The sequence below is a fragment of the Pseudomonas sp. 18-147 genome (assembly GCF_051048045.1).
In the GTDB taxonomy this organism is placed as follows: Bacteria; Pseudomonadota; Gammaproteobacteria; order Pseudomonadales; family Pseudomonadaceae; genus Pseudomonas; species Pseudomonas aeruginosa.
On the sequence record NZ_CP182296.1, the window covers coordinates 3,671,508 to 3,688,310 of the forward strand.

General features: G+C 63.8%; 12 protein-coding genes and 1 tRNA gene. 8 read left to right on the top strand and 5 right to left on the bottom strand.

Annotated elements, in window-relative coordinates; genetic code table 11:
- Nucleotide 1: 1 nt before the first annotated feature.
- Nucleotides 2-763, bottom strand: a complete 762-nt coding sequence (locus ACM0M4_RS17360) for a methyltransferase domain-containing protein (protein WP_003087952.1) — start codon at nt 761-763, stop codon at nt 2-4.
- A 101-nt stretch (nt 764-864) separates the two neighbouring features.
- Here ACM0M4_RS17360 and gloB point away from each other — a divergent pair, with 101 nt between their 5' ends.
- From gloB to fabI, 8 genes are all read left to right on the top strand, one after another.
- A complete protein-coding gene (gene gloB, locus ACM0M4_RS17365; protein WP_004343011.1) occupies nt 865-1,641 on the top strand; it encodes a hydroxyacylglutathione hydrolase in 777 nt (258 codons plus the stop codon).
- Nucleotides 1,642-1,718: 77 nt separating this feature from the next.
- Nucleotides 1,719-3,323 (top strand): lytic transglycosylase domain-containing protein, encoded by a 1,605-nt coding sequence (locus ACM0M4_RS17370; protein ID WP_003122831.1) that lies wholly within the window; start codon nt 1,719-1,721, stop codon nt 3,321-3,323.
- 190 nt (nt 3,324-3,513) lie between these two features.
- The gene (locus ACM0M4_RS17375) at nt 3,514-5,343 is read left to right on the top strand and encodes an extracellular solute-binding protein (protein ID WP_054375942.1); all 1,830 of its coding nucleotides are present in this window, start codon (nt 3,514-3,516) and stop codon (nt 5,341-5,343) included.
- Complete coding sequence (locus ACM0M4_RS17380; RefSeq protein WP_023115405.1) at nt 5,340-7,187, top strand: extracellular solute-binding protein; 1,848 nt, start codon at nt 5,340-5,342, stop codon at nt 7,185-7,187. The genes ACM0M4_RS17375 and ACM0M4_RS17380 overlap by 4 nt, the downstream gene beginning before the upstream one ends.
- Before the next feature lie 6 nt (nt 7,188-7,193).
- Nucleotides 7,194-8,276 (top strand): microcin C ABC transporter permease YejB, encoded by a 1,083-nt coding sequence (locus tag ACM0M4_RS17385; protein ID WP_003098134.1) that lies wholly within the window; start codon nt 7,194-7,196, stop codon nt 8,274-8,276.
- Between the two features lie 4 nt (nt 8,277-8,280).
- Complete coding sequence (locus ACM0M4_RS17390; RefSeq protein ID WP_003087942.1) at nt 8,281-9,300, top strand: ABC transporter permease; 1,020 nt, start codon at nt 8,281-8,283, stop codon at nt 9,298-9,300.
- Nucleotide 9,301: 1 nt separating this feature from the next.
- Nucleotides 9,302-10,912 carry an ABC transporter ATP-binding protein gene (locus ACM0M4_RS17395; RefSeq protein ID WP_003087940.1) on the top strand — a complete coding sequence of 537 codons (1,611 nt, stop codon included), beginning with the start codon at nt 9,302-9,304 and terminating at the stop codon, nt 10,910-10,912.
- A gap of 21 nt (nt 10,913-10,933) precedes the next feature.
- Nucleotides 10,934-11,731, top strand: coding sequence for an enoyl-ACP reductase FabI (fabI, locus tag ACM0M4_RS17400; protein WP_054379881.1), 798 nt, complete (start codon nt 10,934-10,936; stop codon nt 11,729-11,731).
- A gap of 98 nt (nt 11,732-11,829) precedes the next feature.
- On the opposite strand, the gene ACM0M4_RS17405 is transcribed toward fabI, so the two are convergent.
- The 4 genes from ACM0M4_RS17405 to lon form a co-directional block, all read right to left on the bottom strand.
- A complete protein-coding gene (locus ACM0M4_RS17405; RefSeq protein WP_003117690.1) occupies nt 11,830-13,695 on the bottom strand; it encodes a SurA N-terminal domain-containing protein in 1,866 nt (621 codons plus the stop codon).
- Between the two features lie 103 nt (nt 13,696-13,798).
- A tRNA-Asp gene (locus ACM0M4_RS17410) sits at nt 13,799-13,875 on the bottom strand.
- Nucleotides 13,876-13,926: 51 nt separating this feature from the next.
- Nucleotides 13,927-14,199: a nucleoid-associated protein HU-beta gene (gene hupB, locus ACM0M4_RS17415; RefSeq protein WP_003087931.1), complete on the bottom strand. Its 273-nt coding sequence runs from the start codon at nt 14,197-14,199 to the stop codon at nt 13,927-13,929.
- Nucleotides 14,200-14,334: 135 nt separating this feature from the next.
- Nucleotides 14,335-16,731 (bottom strand): endopeptidase La, encoded by a 2,397-nt coding sequence (gene lon / locus ACM0M4_RS17420; RefSeq protein ID WP_003087926.1) that lies wholly within the window; start codon nt 16,729-16,731, stop codon nt 14,335-14,337.
- Nucleotides 16,732-16,803 lie beyond the last annotated feature (72 nt).

Consider the following 16,803-nt stretch of genomic DNA (forward strand, 5'->3'; position numbering starts at 1 on the left):
CCTAAATTTCGGAATCTCGCCGGCTGACTTTCGCCACCGGCATGGGCACCAGCTGACCGCGCGGTTCGCGCTTGCTCTGGCGCAACGGGCGCAACCCCACGACCAGCTTGCGTGCCACCAATAGATAGAAGCCGGCGCCCGAAGACTGCCAGGCGTCGCCCCAGCGCTCCAGGCGAGCCAGGCGCGATTGCCAGGCTGCCGACGCAAGCGGCGGACGATAGCACCCGAAGCGCCGTTTCTCCAGCGCGAAGCCCAGCAGGTTGAGCCAGTCGCAGGCCCGCGACGGAGGAATGCAGCGGGCCTGGCGCAAGGCATCCCCGGCGAAATAATGACGGATGCCCCACAGGCTCCATGGGTTGATGCCGATCAGCAGCAGGTGGCCGCCCGGACGAACGGTACGCGCGGCTTCGCGCAGGAGACGGTGAGGCGACAGGCAGAAATCCAGGCCGTGTTGCAGCAGGACCACGTCCGCGGCATGTTCGCTGAGCGGCCAGGCGCCCTCTTCGCAGGCGATGTCCACGCCCGGCAGCGGCGGCCCCAGGCGCACGCCGCGCTGAATCTGTCCGGTGCTCGGCGGCAGTTCGGCATGCGGCCCGTAGTGCACCAGGTAGCCACCGAAGTAACGGGTCAGCTCGTCGCACAACAGGCGTCGCTCCTCGGCCAGCATCAGGCTGCCCAGCGGCCCCTGGAACCAGTCGCGCGCCCGGTTGATCGATGCCAGCCACTCGGCATCGGTCTGGGCGAAGGCTTGCGGTTCGTTCATGCGTACCTCCAGCGTCTTCCCCTTCGCGGCGACGGACGCCGGCACGACGGGAAAATAAGCAATACTATGCGCCAATGACTTCTGCTTAGCGACATCGACCCATGATACAGATCGACGCCCTGCCCGCCTTCAACGACAACTACATCTGGCTGTTGCAAGATGCGACAAGCCGTCGCTGCGCGGTGGTCGACCCCGGCGACGCCAAGCCGGTGGAAGCCTGGCTGGCCACCCATCCCGACTGGCGGTTGAGCGATATCCTGGTGACCCACCACCATCACGACCACGTCGGCGGCGTCGCGGCCCTGAAGGAACTGACCGGCGCGCGGGTTCTCGGCCCGGCCAACGAGAAGATCCCGGCCCGCGACCTGGCGCTGGAAGACGGCGAACGGGTCGAGGTGCTCGGCCTGGTCTTCGAGATCTTCCACGTGCCCGGCCATACCCTCGGCCATATCGCCTACTACCACCCGGCGGAGACGCCGCTGCTGTTCTGCGGCGACACCCTGTTCGCCGCCGGCTGCGGCCGTCTCTTCGAAGGCACCCCGGCGCAGATGCACCATTCCCTGGCGCGACTGGCCGCGCTGCCGGCCAACACCCGGGTCTACTGCACCCACGAGTACACGCTGAGCAACCTGCGCTTCGCGCTGGCGGTGGAGCCCGACAACGCGGCGCTGCGGGAACGCTTCGAGGAAGCGACCCGGCTGCGCGAACGGGACCGCATCACCCTGCCGTCGGAAATCTCGCTGGAATTGTCGACCAATCCATTTCTTCGCGTTTCGGAAAAATCTGTTAAGAAAAAAGCCGACCAGCGGAGCGGCCAGCAAAACCGCACCCCGGAGGAGGTTTTCGCCGTCCTGAGGGCCTGGAAGGACCAGTTCTGAAGGTTGGCGAAATCTTGACCACTCTTGAGGTCATTTCTAGAATCGGCTGAATTTTTGCCCGGAACAGCACTCAGCCGATGCCGCCACAGACACGTAAAACCCCCGATCTAGACGCCCTGGCTCGCGCCGTTCGGGTGTCCATCCTGCTCATCGCCGGTGCGCTCGCCGGCTGCCAGGGCAGCGGCCAGATCAAGGGGGAGGCCCAGGCCAAAGCAGCACGTCCCGGCGCCCGAGCCGTCGACGTCCAGTTCAACCCCTCCTGGCTGCATACCCAGCCCGGCCAGAACGCCGCCTACAACGACATCTGGGACCGCATGCGCGACGGTTTCCAGCTCCAGGATGCGATCAGCACCAACCCGCGCATCGAACGCCAGCGCCTCTGGTTCCTCAGCAACCAGTCGTTCCTCGAACAATCGAGCGCGCGCGGCAGCCTCTACATGCACTACGTGGTCGAGCGCCTGGAAGAACGCAACATGCCGCTCGAACTGGCGCTGCTGCCGGTCATCGAAAGCGCCTATAACCCCTTCGCCCTGTCGCGCAGCAACGCCGCCGGCCTCTGGCAGTTCATTCCCGCCACCGGCCAGCATTTCAACCTGCGCCAGACCAATTTCTACGACGGTCGCCGCGACATCACCGCCTCGACCAATGCCGCCCTGACCTATCTCGAGCGCCTGCACGACATGTTCAACGGCGACTGGATGCTCGCCCTGGCGGCCTACAACGCCGGCGAAGGCACTGTCAGCCGCGCCATCGAACGCAACGAGAAACTGGGCCTGCCGACCGACTACTGGAACCTGCCGCTGCCGCAGGAAACCCAGGACTACGTACCCAAGCTGCTCGCCCTCTCACAGATCGTCATGGCGCCGGATTCCTACGGCATCAGCCTGAACCCGATCAACAACGAGCCCTACTTCCAGGCCGTCCGGGTCAAGCGCGGGATCGACCTGTCCAGCGTCGCCGCGCTGGCGAACCTGGACGAGGACGAGCTGTACCAGCTGAACCCGGCCTACAAGCGCCGCGTGACCATGGACGGCCCCCAGCAACTGTTGGTGCCGATGGAGAAAGCGGCGTTCCTGACCGCCTCGCTGGACACCCTCAAGCCGAAGGAAGTCACCGCCTGGCAGCAATACCGGGTGCGTAGCGGCGACAGCCTGCACAGCATCGCCAACCGCTATCGGATCACCGTAGCGGAGCTCAAGAGCGCCAACCGCCTGTCCAGCAACCACCTGCGCAAGGGCCAGCAACTGAGCATCCCCGGGCAGATCGCCGGCGGCGCCGTCAAGCCGGTCTACCAGCAACTCGCCCGACAGGCTTCCACCCCGGCCAGGACCCGCTCCTATAAGGTCAAGAACGGCGACAGCCTGTGGCAGATCGCCCGCAACAACGGCGTCGACGTCAACGACCTGAAGCGCTGGAACGGCCTGGACAAGCACGCCCTGAAGGTCGGCCAGACCCTCAAGCTGCAAGGCGGCCCCCAGGCCCTGGCGGCCCGCAAGGGAAACGCCGCCGGCAAGCGCGACAGCGCCACCTACTACAAGGTCAAGCAAGGCGACTCGATGTACCTGATCGCCAAGCGCTTCAATGTCGAAATGAAGCACCTGCAGCGCTGGAACCCGCGCAGCAAGCAGGCGCTCAAGCCCGGCCAGACCCTGACCCTGTACCTGGACACCGCGAGCCGCTGACAGCCCATTGCAGGCCGTCCCGAAACGCCACGCCCGCTCCTGCCGGCGTGGCGTTTTCGCAAGCGCGGCCAGAACCCCGGACCCTAGGCCGGACAGGCCCGCGCTCCCTCTTTTTTCCTGTGCGGGCAAGGTGTTACTGTTGCCTGACGATTCGTTGTCAAAAATAGCCAAGGACCCGGACACACGCCTGATGCGTCGCCTCTCCTTCCTGATCCTCGGCCTGGCCGTGAGCCTGCCCAGCTTCGCCGCGATTACCCAGAGCCATGGTTATGCCCAATTCGGCACGCTCAAGTATCCGGCCAATTTCCAGCACTTCGACTGGACCAATCCCGACGCCCCCAAAGGCGGCACTTTGCGCCTGATGGCCTCGGGCAGCTTCGACACGCTCAACCCCTACACCCTGAAAGGCACCAGCCCGATCGGCACCGGCGATTTCCTCCAGTACGGCGTCAACGAGCTGAACGAACCATTGATGGTGGGCACCGGCCTGTACGACCCGTCCGGCGACGAACCAGCCTCCAGCTATGGCCTGATCGCGAAGAGCGTGGAATACGCGGAAAACCGCAGCTGGGTGGTATTCAACCTGCGGCCGGAAGCGCGCTTCCACGACGGCAGGCCGATCACCGCCAGCGACGTGGCCTTTTCCTATCGCACCCTGGTCAAGCAGGGGCACCCGATGTACCGCACCTACCTGCAGGAGGTGAAGCGGGTCGATATCCTCACCCCCCACCGGGTGCGCTTCGTCCTGCGGCGCTCCGGCAACCCGCTGCTGATCCTGCGCCTGGGCGAGCTTCCGGTGCTGCCGCAGCATTACTGGAAGGATCGCGACTTCCGCGCCACCACCTTCACCGCGCCGCTGGGCAGCGGTCCCTATCGCATCGTCGAGGTCGATCCCGGGCGCCGCCTGGTGTTCGAACGCGTGAAGGGCTGGTGGGGCGAAAAACTGCCGGTGAACCGCGGCAAATACAATTTCGACCGGGTCGTGGTGGACTTCTACCGGGACAACGGCGTCGCCTTCGAAGCCTTCAAGGCCGGCGAGTTCGACTTCTACATCGAGCACCAGGCGAAGAACTGGCTGAACAACTATCGCTTCCCCGCGGTTCTGCGCGGCGATGTGATCCGCACGGAAATCCCGCACCAGATCCCCAGCCAGACCCAGGCGTTGTTCATGAACACCCGTCGCGCCGTGTTCAAGGAGCGCGCGCTACGCCAGGCGCTGGGCGAGATGTTCGACTTCGAATGGACCAATCGCGCCCTCTTCAGCAATTCCTACCTGCGCTCGTGCAGCTACTACCCGAACAGCGAATTCGCCGCCAGCGGCGTCCCGGAGGGCCAGGAATGGCTGTACCTGTCGCCGTACCGCAAGCAATTGCCGGCGCAGTTGTTCAAACAGCCGTTCAGCCTGCCGACCACCGAGGGGCGCGGCATTCCCCGTGAAACCCTCAGGCATGCACTCGGTCTACTGGCCGATGCCGGCTGGAAGCTGTCCGGCGACCGACTGCTGAATAAAAAGGGCGAACCGCTGCGCTTCGAAATCCTGCTGGTCAATCCGAGCCTGGAGCGTATTCTCCAGCCCTATCGCGAAAACCTCGCCAGCATCGGCATCGACGCGCGCCTGCGCACCGTCGACCGCGCCCAATACAAGCAGCGCCTGGACCAGTTCGACTACGACATGATCCTCATGACCCTGCCGCAGACCCTCAGTCCCGGCCTGGAACAGTGGCAGTACTTCCACTCCAGCCAGGTGAAGGTCAAGGGCAGCAAGAATTACGCGGGAATCGCCAACCCGGTGGTCGACGCCATGCTCAACCGCCTGCTCGGCGCCCACAGCCGCGACGAACAGGTCGCCGCCGCGCGCGCCCTGGACCGGACCTTGCTCTGGCAGTACTACAGCATTCCCAACTGGTACCTCAATTCGCACCGTCTGGCGTACCGCAACCGCTTCGCCTTCGTCGCCACCCCGCCCTACACCCTGGGCCTGCGCGCGTGGTGGCAGAAAAACCTGGAGACGTCCCGATGATCCGTCCCCGCTTCACCCCTCTGCTGGCAGCCCTGCTGCTCGGCTGCTGCGGCCCGCTCCTCGCCGCCCCGAAACATGCACTGACGCTCTACGATGAGCCTCCGAAGTATCCCGCCGATTTCAAGCATTTCGACTACGTGAATCCGGATGCGCCAAAAGGCGGCATCCTCCGCCAGGCCGACTTCGGCGGCTTCGACAGCCTCAACCCGTTCATCGGCAAGGGCGTCTCGGCCCCTTCGCTGGGCCTGATCTACGACACCCTGGCCTTCCAGTCGCAGGACGAGCCGTTCACCGAATACGGCCTGCTCGCGGAGAAGATCGAGAAGGCACCGGACAACAGCTACGTGCGCTTCTACCTGCGTCCCCAGGCCCGTTTCAGCGATGGCACGCCGGTCACCGCCGAAGACGTGGTGTTCACCTTCGAGACGCTGGTGAGCAAGGGCGACCCGATGTACCGCAACTACTATGCGGACGTCGACAAGGTGGTCGCCGAGGACAAGCTTCGCGTGCGCTTCGACTTCAAGCACGCCGGCAACCGCGAACTGCCGCTGATCCTCGGGCAGATCGCGATCCTGCCGAAACACTGGTGGGCCGACCGCGACTTTTCCAAGACCGGCATGGAAATCCCGGTAGGCAGCGGTCCCTACCGCATCGCCAAGGTCGATCCGGGACGCTCCATCAGCTACGAGCGAGTCAAGGACTGGTGGGCCAAGGACCTTCCGGTCTCCCGCGGACTCTATAACTTCGACACCATCACCATCGACTCCTATCGCGACATGTCGGTCGCCCTGGAAGCCTTCAAGGCCGGCCAGTACGACGTCAACCTCGAATATTCGGCGAAGGACTGGGCCACCGGCTACGAGTCGCCGGCATTGCGCGACGGGCGCTTCATCAAGGCCAGCATCCACAACCACAACCCGGTGGGGATGCAGGGCTTCGCCTTCAATATCCGCCGCCCGGTGTTCCAGGACCGCCGGGTACGCCAGGCGATCAGCCTGCTGTTCGACTTCGAATGGTCGAACAAGCAGCTGTTCTTCAGCTCCTACAAGCGCACCAACAGCTATTTCGAGAACTCGGAGATGGCCGCCCACCAGTTGCCCAGCGAAGCCGAGCTGAAGATCCTCGAACCGCTGCGCGGCAAGATTCCCGACGAGGCCTTCGACCACGTCTTCCAGAATCCGGTCAATGACGGCAGCGGGGTGATCCGCGAGCAGCGACGCAAGGCCTACCAGTTGCTCACCGAGGCCGGCTACAGGATCGAGAACAACCGCATGGTAGGTCCCGACGGCCAGCCACTGAGCTTCGAATTCATGCTGTTCCAGGCCAACATGGAACGGGTCATCCTGCCGTTCAAGCGCAACCTGGCCGAACTTGGCATCGACATGCAGATCCGTCGCGTCGACGTCTCGCAGTTCGTCAACCGCCTGCGCTCGCGGGATTTCGACATGACCTCGGCGACCTGGCCGCAATCCAACTCGCCAGGCAACGAACAGCGAGAGTTCTGGCATTCCAGCAGCGCCGACAAGGCCGGCAGCCGCAACTTCATCGGCCTCAAGGACCCGGCCATCGACAGCCTGGTGGAAAGCCTGATCCAATCCGACTCGCGGCAAAGCCTGATCGACCATACCCGCGCCCTCGACCGCGTACTGTCGTGGGGCTACTACGTGGTTCCCAACTACTACGTCGATACCTGGCGGGTCGCCTACTGGAACCGTTTCGGCCGGCCGAAGGTGACGCCACTCTACGACTGGGGCCTGATGACCTGGTGGCAGACCAGCGACAAGGCGCTGCCGAGCAAGGCGCAAGCCGAAGCCACGCAAGACGCCGAGCCGGAACGGGAGTAACGCCGCATGCTCTCCTATATCCTGCGGCGCCTGCTGCTGATCGTCCCTACCCTGTTCGGCATCCTGCTGATCAACTTCATCATCATCCAGGCCGCTCCCGGCGGTCCGGTGGAGCAGATGATCGCCAAGCTGGAAGGCTTCGACGCCGCTTCCGGCGGCGCCACCGGGCGCATCTCCGGCGGCGGCGGCGAAGTCGCCGTGGCCGGCTCGCAATACCGCGGCGCGCAAGGCCTGGACCCGGAGCTGGTGAAAGAGATCGAGCGCATGTACGGCTTCGACAAGTCGGCCCCCGAGCGCTTCATGATCATGCTGAAGAACTACCTGCACCTGGACTTCGGGCAGAGCTTCTTCCGCGACGCCAAGGTCACCGACCTGATCATCGAGAAATTGCCGGTGTCGATCTCGCTCGGGCTCTGGAGCACGCTGATCATGTACCTGGTGTCGATCCCGCTGGGGATCGCCAAGGCGGTCCGCCATGGCAGCGTCTTCGACATCTGGACCAGCTCGGCGATCATCGTCGGCTACGCCATTCCCGCCTTCCTCTTCGCCATCCTGCTGGTGGTGCTGTTCGCCGGCGGCAGCTACTGGGACTGGTTCCCCCTGCGCGGCCTGACCTCGAACAACTTCGACCAGCTCAGCCTCGGCGGCAAGGTGCTCGACTATTTCTGGCACCTGGCCTTGCCGGTAACCGCCCTGGTGATCGGCAACTTCGCCACCATCACGCTGCTGACCAAGAACAGCTTCCTCGACGAGATCGGCAAGCAATACGTGGTCACCGCCCGCGCCAAGGGCCTGACCGAACGCCGCGTGCTCTACGGGCACGTATTCCGCAACGCCATGCTGCTGGTGATTGCCGGCCTGCCGGCTGCGCTGCTGGGGATCTTCTTCACCGGTTCGCTGTTGATCGAGGTGATCTTCTCCCTCGACGGCCTCGGCCTGCTCAGCTTCGAAGCGGCGATGAACCGCGACTACCCGGTGGTCTTCGGCACGCTGTTCATCTTCACCCTGTTCGGGCTGGTCATGAAGCTGATCAGCGATATCGTCTACACCCTGGTCGATCCGCGCATCGACTTCGAGAACCGGGAGTAATCCGATGCGCCTGTCTCCCATCAACCAGCGCCGCTGGGCCCGCTTCAAGAGCAACAAGCGTGGCTGGTGGTCGCTCTGGCTGTTCCTCATCCTGTTCGTCGGCAGCCTCGGCGCCGAACTGATCGCCAACGACAAACCGCTGGTCGTGCATTACGACGGCGGCTGGTATTTCCCGGTCTTCAAACGCTACCCGGAAACCACCTTCGGCGGCGAATTCCCCCTGGAAGCCAACTACAAGAGCCCCTACATCAGCCAACTGATCGCCGAGAAGGACGGCTGGGTGCTTTGGCCGCCGATCCCCTACAGCTATGACACCATCAACTACGAGCTGAAGGTTCCCGCCCCCGCCCCGCCGTCGGCGGAAAACTGGCTGGGCACCGACGACCAGGCCCGCGACGTGCTCGCCCGGGTGATCTACGGCTTCCGCGTGTCGATCCTCTTCGCTCTGACCCTGACCGTGCTCAGTTCTCTGATCGGCGTCACCGTCGGCGCCCTGCAAGGCTACTACGGCGGCTGGGTCGACCTGCTCGGCCAGCGTTTCCTGGAAGTCTGGTCGGGGCTGCCGGTGCTCTACCTGCTGATCATCCTGGCCAGCTTCGTCCAGCCGAACTTCTGGTGGCTGCTGGGCATCATGCTGCTGTTTTCCTGGATGAGCCTGGTGGACGTGGTCCGCGCCGAGTTCCTCCGCGGGCGCAACCTGGAATACGTCCGCGCCGCCCGGGCCCTCGGCATGCGCAACAGCGCCATCATGTTCCGTCACATCCTGCCGAACGCGATGATCTCGACCCTGACCTTCATGCCGTTCATCCTCACCGGCGCCATCGGCACCCTCACCTCCCTGGACTTCCTCGGCTTCGGCCTGCCGCCTGGCGCGCCGTCGCTGGGCGAGTTGGTCGCCCAGGGCAAGTCCAACCTCCAGGCACCCTGGCTGGGCATTTCCGCCTTCGTGGTGCTGGCGGTCATGCTGAGCCTGCTGGTGTTCATCGGCGAAGCCGCCCGCGACGCTTTCGACCCGAGGAAATGAGATGAGCGAGAACATTCTGGAAATCCGCGACCTCGCCGTCGAATTCCTCTCCGGCGAGCAACGCCAGCGGGTGGTCGAAGGCGTCAGCTTCGACATCCGCCAGGGCGAGACCCTGGCCCTGGTCGGCGAAAGCGGCTCGGGCAAGTCGGTGACCGCCCACTCCATCCTGCGCCTGCTGCCCTACTCCGTCGCCAGCCACCCAGCAGGCAGCATCCACTACCAGGGCGAGGATCTGCTCAAGCTCCCGGAACGGCGCCTGCGCGGGATCCGCGGCAACCGCATCGCCATGGTCTTCCAGGAACCCATGACCTCGCTCAATCCGCTGCATACCATCGAGAAGCAGCTCGCCGAGGTCCTCGCCCTGCACAAGGGCCTGGGTGGCGCCAAGGCCAGCGCGAGAATTCTCGAACTGCTCGAGCTGGTCGGCATCCCCGAGCCGGCCAAGCGCCTGAAAGCCTATCCACACGAACTCTCCGGCGGCCAGCGGCAGCGCGTGATGATCGCCATGGCCCTGGCCTGCGAGCCGCAACTGCTGATCGCCGACGAACCGACCACCGCGCTCGACGTCACCGTCCAGTTGAAGATCCTCGATCTGCTCAAGGACCTGCAGGCACGCCTGGGCATGTCCCTGCTGCTGATCACCCACGACCTCAACCTGGTCCGGCGCATCGCCCACCGCGTCTGCGTCATGCAACAAGGGCGGATCGTCGAGCAGGCTTCCTGCCAGGAACTCTTCGCAGCCCCGCGACACCCCTATACCCGCGAGCTGCTCAACGCCGAGCCCAGCGGTGCGCCGGCAAGCAACCCGCCGGGTGAAACCCTGTTGGCGGTGGACGACCTGCGGGTCTGGTTCCCGATCCGCAAAGGCGTGTTCCGCCGCACCGTGGACCACGTCAAGGCGGTCGACGGGGTCAATTTCGAACTACCCCGCGGGCAGACGCTGGGCATCGTTGGCGAAAGCGGCTCGGGCAAGTCGACCCTTGGCCTGGCGATCCTGCGGCTGCTGGAAAGCCAGGGCGGCATCCGCTTCGAAGGCACCCGGCTGGACGGTCTCGCGCAACATGACGTGCGCCCGCTGCGCCGCGAGATGCAGGTGGTGTTCCAGGACCCGTATGGCAGCCTCAGCCCACGCATGTGTGTCGGCGAGATCGTCGGCGAAGGCCTGCGCATCCATAGGATCGGCAGCGAGGCCGAACAGGAGCAGGCGATCATCGACGCGCTGGTGGAGGTCGGGCTCGATCCGCAGACCCGCTACCGTTACCCCCACGAATTCTCCGGCGGCCAGCGCCAGCGCATCGCCATCGCCCGGGCACTGGTGCTGAAACCGGCACTGATCCTGCTCGACGAACCGACCTCGGCGCTCGACCGCACCGTGCAGCGCCAGGTCGTGGAATTGCTGCGGCAACTGCAGGGCAAGTACAACCTCACCTACCTGTTCATCAGCCACGACCTGGCGGTGGTCAAGGCGCTCAGCCACCAGCTGATGGTGGTTCGACATGGCAAGGTAGTGGAACAGGGCAGCGCCGAAGCGGTTTTCGCCTCGCCGCAACATCCCTATACGCAGCAATTGCTGGAGGCTGCCTTCATGGCCCCGGCAAGCGCGGAAAACTGAGTAGCAGACAAGGAACGGACAATGGGATTTCTCACAGGAAAACGCGCCCTGATCGTCAGAGTCGCCAGCAAGCTCTCCATCGCTTCCGGCATCGCCGCCGCCATGCACCGGGAAGGCGCCGAACTGGCCTTCACCTACCAGAACGACAAGCTCAGGGGCCGGGTGGAGGAGTTCGCCAGTGGCTGGGGCTCGCGGCCGGAGCTGTGCTTCCCCTGTGACGTGGCCGACGAGAGCCAGATCGAAGCGGTGTTCGCCGCCCTGGGCAAGCACTGGGACGGCCTGGACATCATCGTCCACTCCGTCGGATTCGCTCCAGGCGATCAGCTCGACGGCGACTTCACCGCGGTGACCACCCGCGAGGGCTTCCGCATCGCCCACGACATCAGCGCCTACAGCTTCATCGCCCTGGCCAAGGCCGGACGGGAAATGATGAAGGGCCGCAACGGCAGCCTGCTGACCCTCTCCTACCTGGGCGCCGAACGGACCATGCCGAACTACAACGTAATGGGCATGGCCAAGGCCAGCCTGGAGGCCGGGGTCCGCTACCTGGCCGGCAGCCTGGGCGCGGAAGGCACCCGGGTCAATGCGGTTTCCGCCGGGCCGATCCGAACGCTCGCCGCCTCCGGGGTCAAGAGTTTCCGCAAGATGCTGGCCGCCAACGAGCGGCAGACGCCGCTGCGGCGCAACGTCACCATCGAGGAAGTCGGCAATGCCGGCGCCTTCCTCTGTTCAGACCTGGCCAGCGGTATCAGTGGCGAGATCCTCTACGTCGATGGCGGCTTCAACACTACCGCCATGGGCCCGCTGGACGACGACTGATCACCCCGCCCATGAAAAATGGCCGCTTCGAGCGGCCATTTTTCATGGGAGGAATAAAGAAAAGGCCGCGTAAGCGGCCTTTTCTCTGCATCTCGGTCTCAGTATTTCTCGACTTCCGCCTTGTCCTGCAACTGACGGCGGAAGGCGGCGAAGTCTGCCTGTCCGCTGCGCGAAGCCAGGAAGCGGCGGTACATGGCCTTCTCGTCGTCGGAGATAGCCTCCTCCGGCTCGCTGACGCCATTCAGGCGGATCACCACGTAATCGCCATTGGCCAGGGTCACGCCAGAGAGCGAAGGCTTGTCCTTGGCCTCCGGACGCTGCATGCGGAACACCGCCTGGAGCAGTTTCGGATCGACGCCTTCCTGGCCGCGGGAGGCCGCCTCGACCACTTTCCACGACTCACCCGCTGCGGAAGAGGTACGGCCTTCACGCAGCTCTGCGATCAGGGCCTCGCCACGCTTCTGCGCCTCCTCGGCGGCCTTTTCGGCAGCCAGGCGCTCGCGGATGTTCGCCGCGACCTGCTCCAGCGGTTGCTCCTTCGGCTTGTTGTGCTCCTTGACCCGCAGTACCACCACGGTGTCCGGATCCAGCTCGATGGCGCCACTGTTGGCCGCTTCTTCCAGCACCTCGGGGCTGAACGCGGTCTGCACGATCTGGCGGTTGGCAGCGATGCCGTCGCCCCCCGAACGTCCGAACGGCTGGCTGGTCTGGACCTTCAGGCCCATTTCCTGCGCCGGCTGGCTCAGGTCGGCGGCTTCGTAGGCGGAGCTTTCCAAGTCCTTGGTAGCCTCGACGAAGCGCTGCTCGACCATCTGTTTCTTCAGTTCGTCCTCGAGCTTCGGCTTGAGGCTTTCCAGGCTCGGTACTTCCGGCGCCTGCACGCCCAGCAGCTTGATCAGGTGGTAGCCGTACGGAGTCTTCACCGGGGCGGATACCTCACCTTGCTTCAGCGCATACAGCGCCTCCTCGAACGCGGGGTCGTACACGCCGCGACCGGCGTAGCCCAGGTCGCCGCCGGTGGCGGCCGAGCCGATATCCTGGGAGAACTCCTTGGCCAGCGCGGCGAAATCCTCGCCCTTGGCCAGGCGAGCCTTGATCTCGTCGATCTTCGCCTTGGCCTGCTCGTCGCCGACCTTGTCGTTCACCTCGATCAGGATGTGGGCGGCATCGCGCTGCTCGGAAAGGTTGGCGATTTCCTTCTGGTACAGCGCCTCGAGGTCTTCCTGCTTCACCTTGACCTGGTCGAAGAAGGAGGACTTCTTCAGCTCCACGTATTCGACGACCACCTGCTCGGGAGTCATGAACTCGCTCTTGTGGCCTTCGTAGAAGGCCTTCACCTCGTCGTCGCTCACGCTGCTCTTGGAGGCGTCGGCCTTGATCGCCAGGGTGGCGAAGTCGCGGGTCTGCTTCTCGAGGCGAGCGAAGGACTGCAATTCGTTGTCGGTGACGAAACCGGTGCCCGCCAGGCCGGCGCGAAGCTGGCCGATGAGCATTTCCTGGCCGAGCATCTGGCGGAACTGCATGCGGCTGTAGTTCATCTGGCGGATGACCTGGTCGAAGCGATCCGCGTTGAACTTGCCGTCGACCTGGAACTCGGGAGTTTGCAGGATCAACTGGTCCAGCGCCTGGTCGGAGAAGGCGAACTTGTCGTCCTTGGCGGCCTGGAGCAGCAGGGTACGCTCGATCAGCCCCTTCAGGGCCGCTTCCTTGAGCAGCTTGTCATCCAGCATGGATGGATCGAAATCCTTGCCCAGGCGTTGCAGCAGCTGGCGACGCTGCATGTCCACGGCCTGTTGGACTTCATTGAGACTGATATCGTCGCCGTTGACCTTGGCGGCCACGTTGGAGTGGTCGGTGGCCCGGATGATCGCGTCGAAGCCGGTCAGCGACAGGAGAACGATGATCACGCCAATGATGGTCTTGGCGATCCAGCCCTGGGAATTATCCCTGATGTTCTGCAGCATGCAGCCCCCAAAAACTGCCACGACCAGCCGTCTTGGGCGGCGCGGCGTGGGTAAGAGATGCGGATATAAGAAAGGCGCATCCGAGGATGCGCCTTCTCGTAACTGGCGGAGCGGACGGGACTCGAACCCGCGACCCCCGGCGTGACAGGCCGGTATTCTAACCGACTGAACTACCGCTCCGCAGCCAGGCCAGCCTTGGCCGACCTGGGTAGATCGAGTCCAAAAAGACGCTTAGTTGACAGCATCCTTCAGGGCTTTACCGGCTTTGAAGCCCGGGATCTTGGCAGCGGCGATCTTGATCGGCTTGCCAGTTTGCGGGTTGCGACCGGTGCGAGCAGCGCGCTCTTTGACAGCGAAGGTGCCGAAACCAACCAGCACGACGGAGTCACCAGCCTTCAGGGCGCCAGTGACGGACTCGATCACTGCGTCCAGTGCGCGACCGGCAACAGCTTTCGGGATATCAGCAGATGCGGCAATTGCATCGATCAGTTCCGACTTGTTCACTCTAAGTCCCCTTATTTCTGTTGAGTATGTTTCTATGTGTTAGGTGTAAGGAAATTCTGCGCTGGTAGGCCAACTGACTCAGCAAGTGCCGCTTTATAACAAGGGCCCAAAAACAGTGTCAAGAATACCTACCGACTAATGCGTGCTAATTCGCTCCTTGGAATCAGGCTCGCGTTTTTCATCCTTTGCAACCATCTCCGGAGCCGCATCGGGCAAGGGCTCCGGGGCGTATTGCAGCGCAATTTGCAGGACTTCGTCAATCCATTTAACCGGTTTAATAACCAGATCACTCTTAATATTGTCCGGAATTTCCTTCAGGTCGCGAACATTTTCCTCGGGAATGATCACCGTCTTGATCCCGCCGCGGTGCGCCGCCAAAAGTTTTTCTTTCAGCCCGCCGATCGCCAGCACCTGCCCACGCAGGGTGATCTCCCCGGTCATTGCCACGTCGGCGCGCACCGGGATCTGCGTGATCGCCGAAACCAGCGCCGTGCACATGCCGATGCCTGCGCTCGGGCCATCCTTCGGCGTAGCGCCTTCCGGAACGTGGATATGGATGTCACGCTTCTCGTGGAAGTCCGCCGCGATTCCTAGGCTCTGGGCGCGGCTGCGCACCACGGTCAACGCCGCGGTGATCGATTCCGCCATCACGTCGCCCAGCGATCCGGTCTTGGTCAACTGGCCCTTGCCGGGTACCACGGCCGCCTCGATGGTAAGCAGCTCGCCGCCGACCTGGGTCCAGGCCAGCCCGGTCACCTGGCCGATCTGGTCCTGCTGTTCGGCGAGGCCATAACGGAACTTGCGCACGCCGAGGTAGTTCTCCAGCGTCTCGCTGGACACCACCGCCTGGATACGCTTGAGCTTGGCATGCTCCTTCACCGCCTTGCGGCAGACCTTGGCGATCTGCCGCTCGAGGCTGCGCACCCCGGCTTCGCGGGTGTAGTAGCGAATGATGTCGCGCAGGGCGCCTTCCTCGAAGGTCAGCTCGCCCTTCTTCAGGCCGTTGGCCTGGACCTGCTTCGGAATCAGGTACTTGGCGGCGATATTGACCTTCTCGTCCTCGGTGTAGCCCGGCAGGCGGATGACTTCCATCCGATCCAGCAGGGGCGCCGGGATGTTCATCGAGTTCGCGGTGCAGAGGAACATCACGTCGGACAGGTCGTAGTCGACTTCCAGGTAGTGATCGTTGAAGTTGTGGTTCTGCTCCGGGTCGAGCACCTCGAGCAGCGCCGAGGCGGGATCCCCGCGCATGTCGCTGCCCATCTTGTCGATTTCGTCGAGGAGGAACAGCGGGTTGCGCACGCCGACCTTGGTCATCTTCTGGATCAGGCGGCCCGGCATGGAGCCGATATAGGTACGACGGTGACCGCGGATCTCGGCCTCGTCACGCACGCCGCCGAGCGCCATGCGCACGAACTTGCGATTGGTGGCGCGGGCGATGGATTCGGCCAGGGAGGTCTTGCCCACGCCGGGCGGTCCCACCAGGCAAAGGACCGGGCCCTTGAGCTTCTTCACCCGCTTTTGCACGGCGAGATACTCGAGAATGCGCTCCTTGACCTCTTCCAGGCCATAATGGTCGGCATCGAGGATGTCTTCCGCCTTGGCGAGATCATGGCGCACCTTGCTCTCGGCCTTCCACGGCACGTTCAGCAGCCAGTCTATGTAGGAACGCACCACGGTGGCTTCCGCCGACATCGGCGACATCTGCTTAAGCTTGTTCAGCTCGGCAGTGGCCTTGGTGTGCGCCTCCTTGGTCAGGCCGGCAGCGTCGATGCGCTTCTTCAGCTCCTCGACTTCGTTGTGCCCTTCGTCGATATCGCCGAGTTCCTTCTGAATGGCCTTCATCTGCTCATTCAGGTAGTACTCGCGCTGGCTGCGCTCCATCTGCTTCTTGACCCGGCCGCGGATACGCTTTTCCACCTGCAGCAGGTCGATCTCGGCATCCAGCAGCGCCAGGACATGCTCGACCCGCGACGACAGGTCGGTGATCTCCAGGATGTCCTGCTTCTGCTCGATCTTCAGCGCCATGTGCGCGGCCATGGTATCGACCAGCCTGCTCGGCTCGTCGATGCTGTTCAGCGAGGAAAGCACCTCGGCGGGGACTTTCTTGCCCAACTGGACGTATTGCTCGAACTGGCTCAGCAGGCTGCGAGTGAAGACCTCGGCCTCGCGCTCGCCGACATTGGCGTCGTCGATGGCCTGGACCGCGGCACGAATGTGCCCTTCCTCCTCGATGAAGCGCTCGACCTGGCCGCGCTGCTCGCCTTCGACCAGCACCTTGACGGTGCCATCCGGCAGCTTGAGCAACTGCAGCACGGTAGCGACCGTACCCATGCGGTACAGGCCATCTTCGCCCGGATCATCGTCCGCGGGGTTTTTCTGCGCCAGCAGGAGGATTTGCTTGTCGCCGGTCATCGCTGCCTCCAGGGCCTCGATGGACTTTTCCCGACCGACGAACAACGGGATGACCATGTGCGGGTACACCACCACGTCACGTAGCGGCAGCAAGGGCAATTCGACGAGTGTTTTCATAATGTCGGCTCTACAGCGGCACTTGGCCACGAAACAGATAGGAAGACCTTTCAGCCTAAGATGGGGTTAGGC

Excerpts from the sequence above, each read along its gene's own strand:
- ACM0M4_RS17390 (WP_003087942.1), top strand. The coding sequence starts at position 8,281 with ATGCGCCTGTCTCCCATCAACCAGCGCCGCTGGGCCCGCTTCAAGAGC.
- ACM0M4_RS17370 (WP_003122831.1), top strand. The coding sequence starts at position 1,719 with ATGCCGCCACAGACACGTAAAACCCCCGATCTAGACGCCCTGGCTCGC.
- fabI (WP_054379881.1), top strand. The coding sequence starts at position 10,934 with ATGGGATTTCTCACAGGAAAACGCGCCCTGATCGTCAGAGTCGCCAGC.
- lon (WP_003087926.1), bottom strand. The coding sequence starts at position 16,731 with ATGAAAACACTCGTCGAATTGCCCTTGCTGCCGCTACGTGACGTGGTG.
- ACM0M4_RS17395 (WP_003087940.1), top strand. The coding sequence starts at position 9,302 with ATGAGCGAGAACATTCTGGAAATCCGCGACCTCGCCGTCGAATTCCTC.
- gloB (WP_004343011.1), top strand. The coding sequence starts at position 865 with ATGATACAGATCGACGCCCTGCCCGCCTTCAACGACAACTACATCTGG.
- ACM0M4_RS17405 (WP_003117690.1), bottom strand. The coding sequence starts at position 13,695 with ATGCTGCAGAACATCAGGGATAATTCCCAGGGCTGGATCGCCAAGACC.
- ACM0M4_RS17360 (WP_003087952.1), bottom strand. The coding sequence starts at position 763 with ATGAACGAACCGCAAGCCTTCGCCCAGACCGATGCCGAGTGGCTGGCA.
- ACM0M4_RS17380 (WP_023115405.1), top strand. The coding sequence starts at position 5,340 with ATGATCCGTCCCCGCTTCACCCCTCTGCTGGCAGCCCTGCTGCTCGGC.
- ACM0M4_RS17375 (WP_054375942.1), top strand. The coding sequence starts at position 3,514 with ATGCGTCGCCTCTCCTTCCTGATCCTCGGCCTGGCCGTGAGCCTGCCC.
- ACM0M4_RS17385 (WP_003098134.1), top strand. The coding sequence starts at position 7,194 with ATGCTCTCCTATATCCTGCGGCGCCTGCTGCTGATCGTCCCTACCCTG.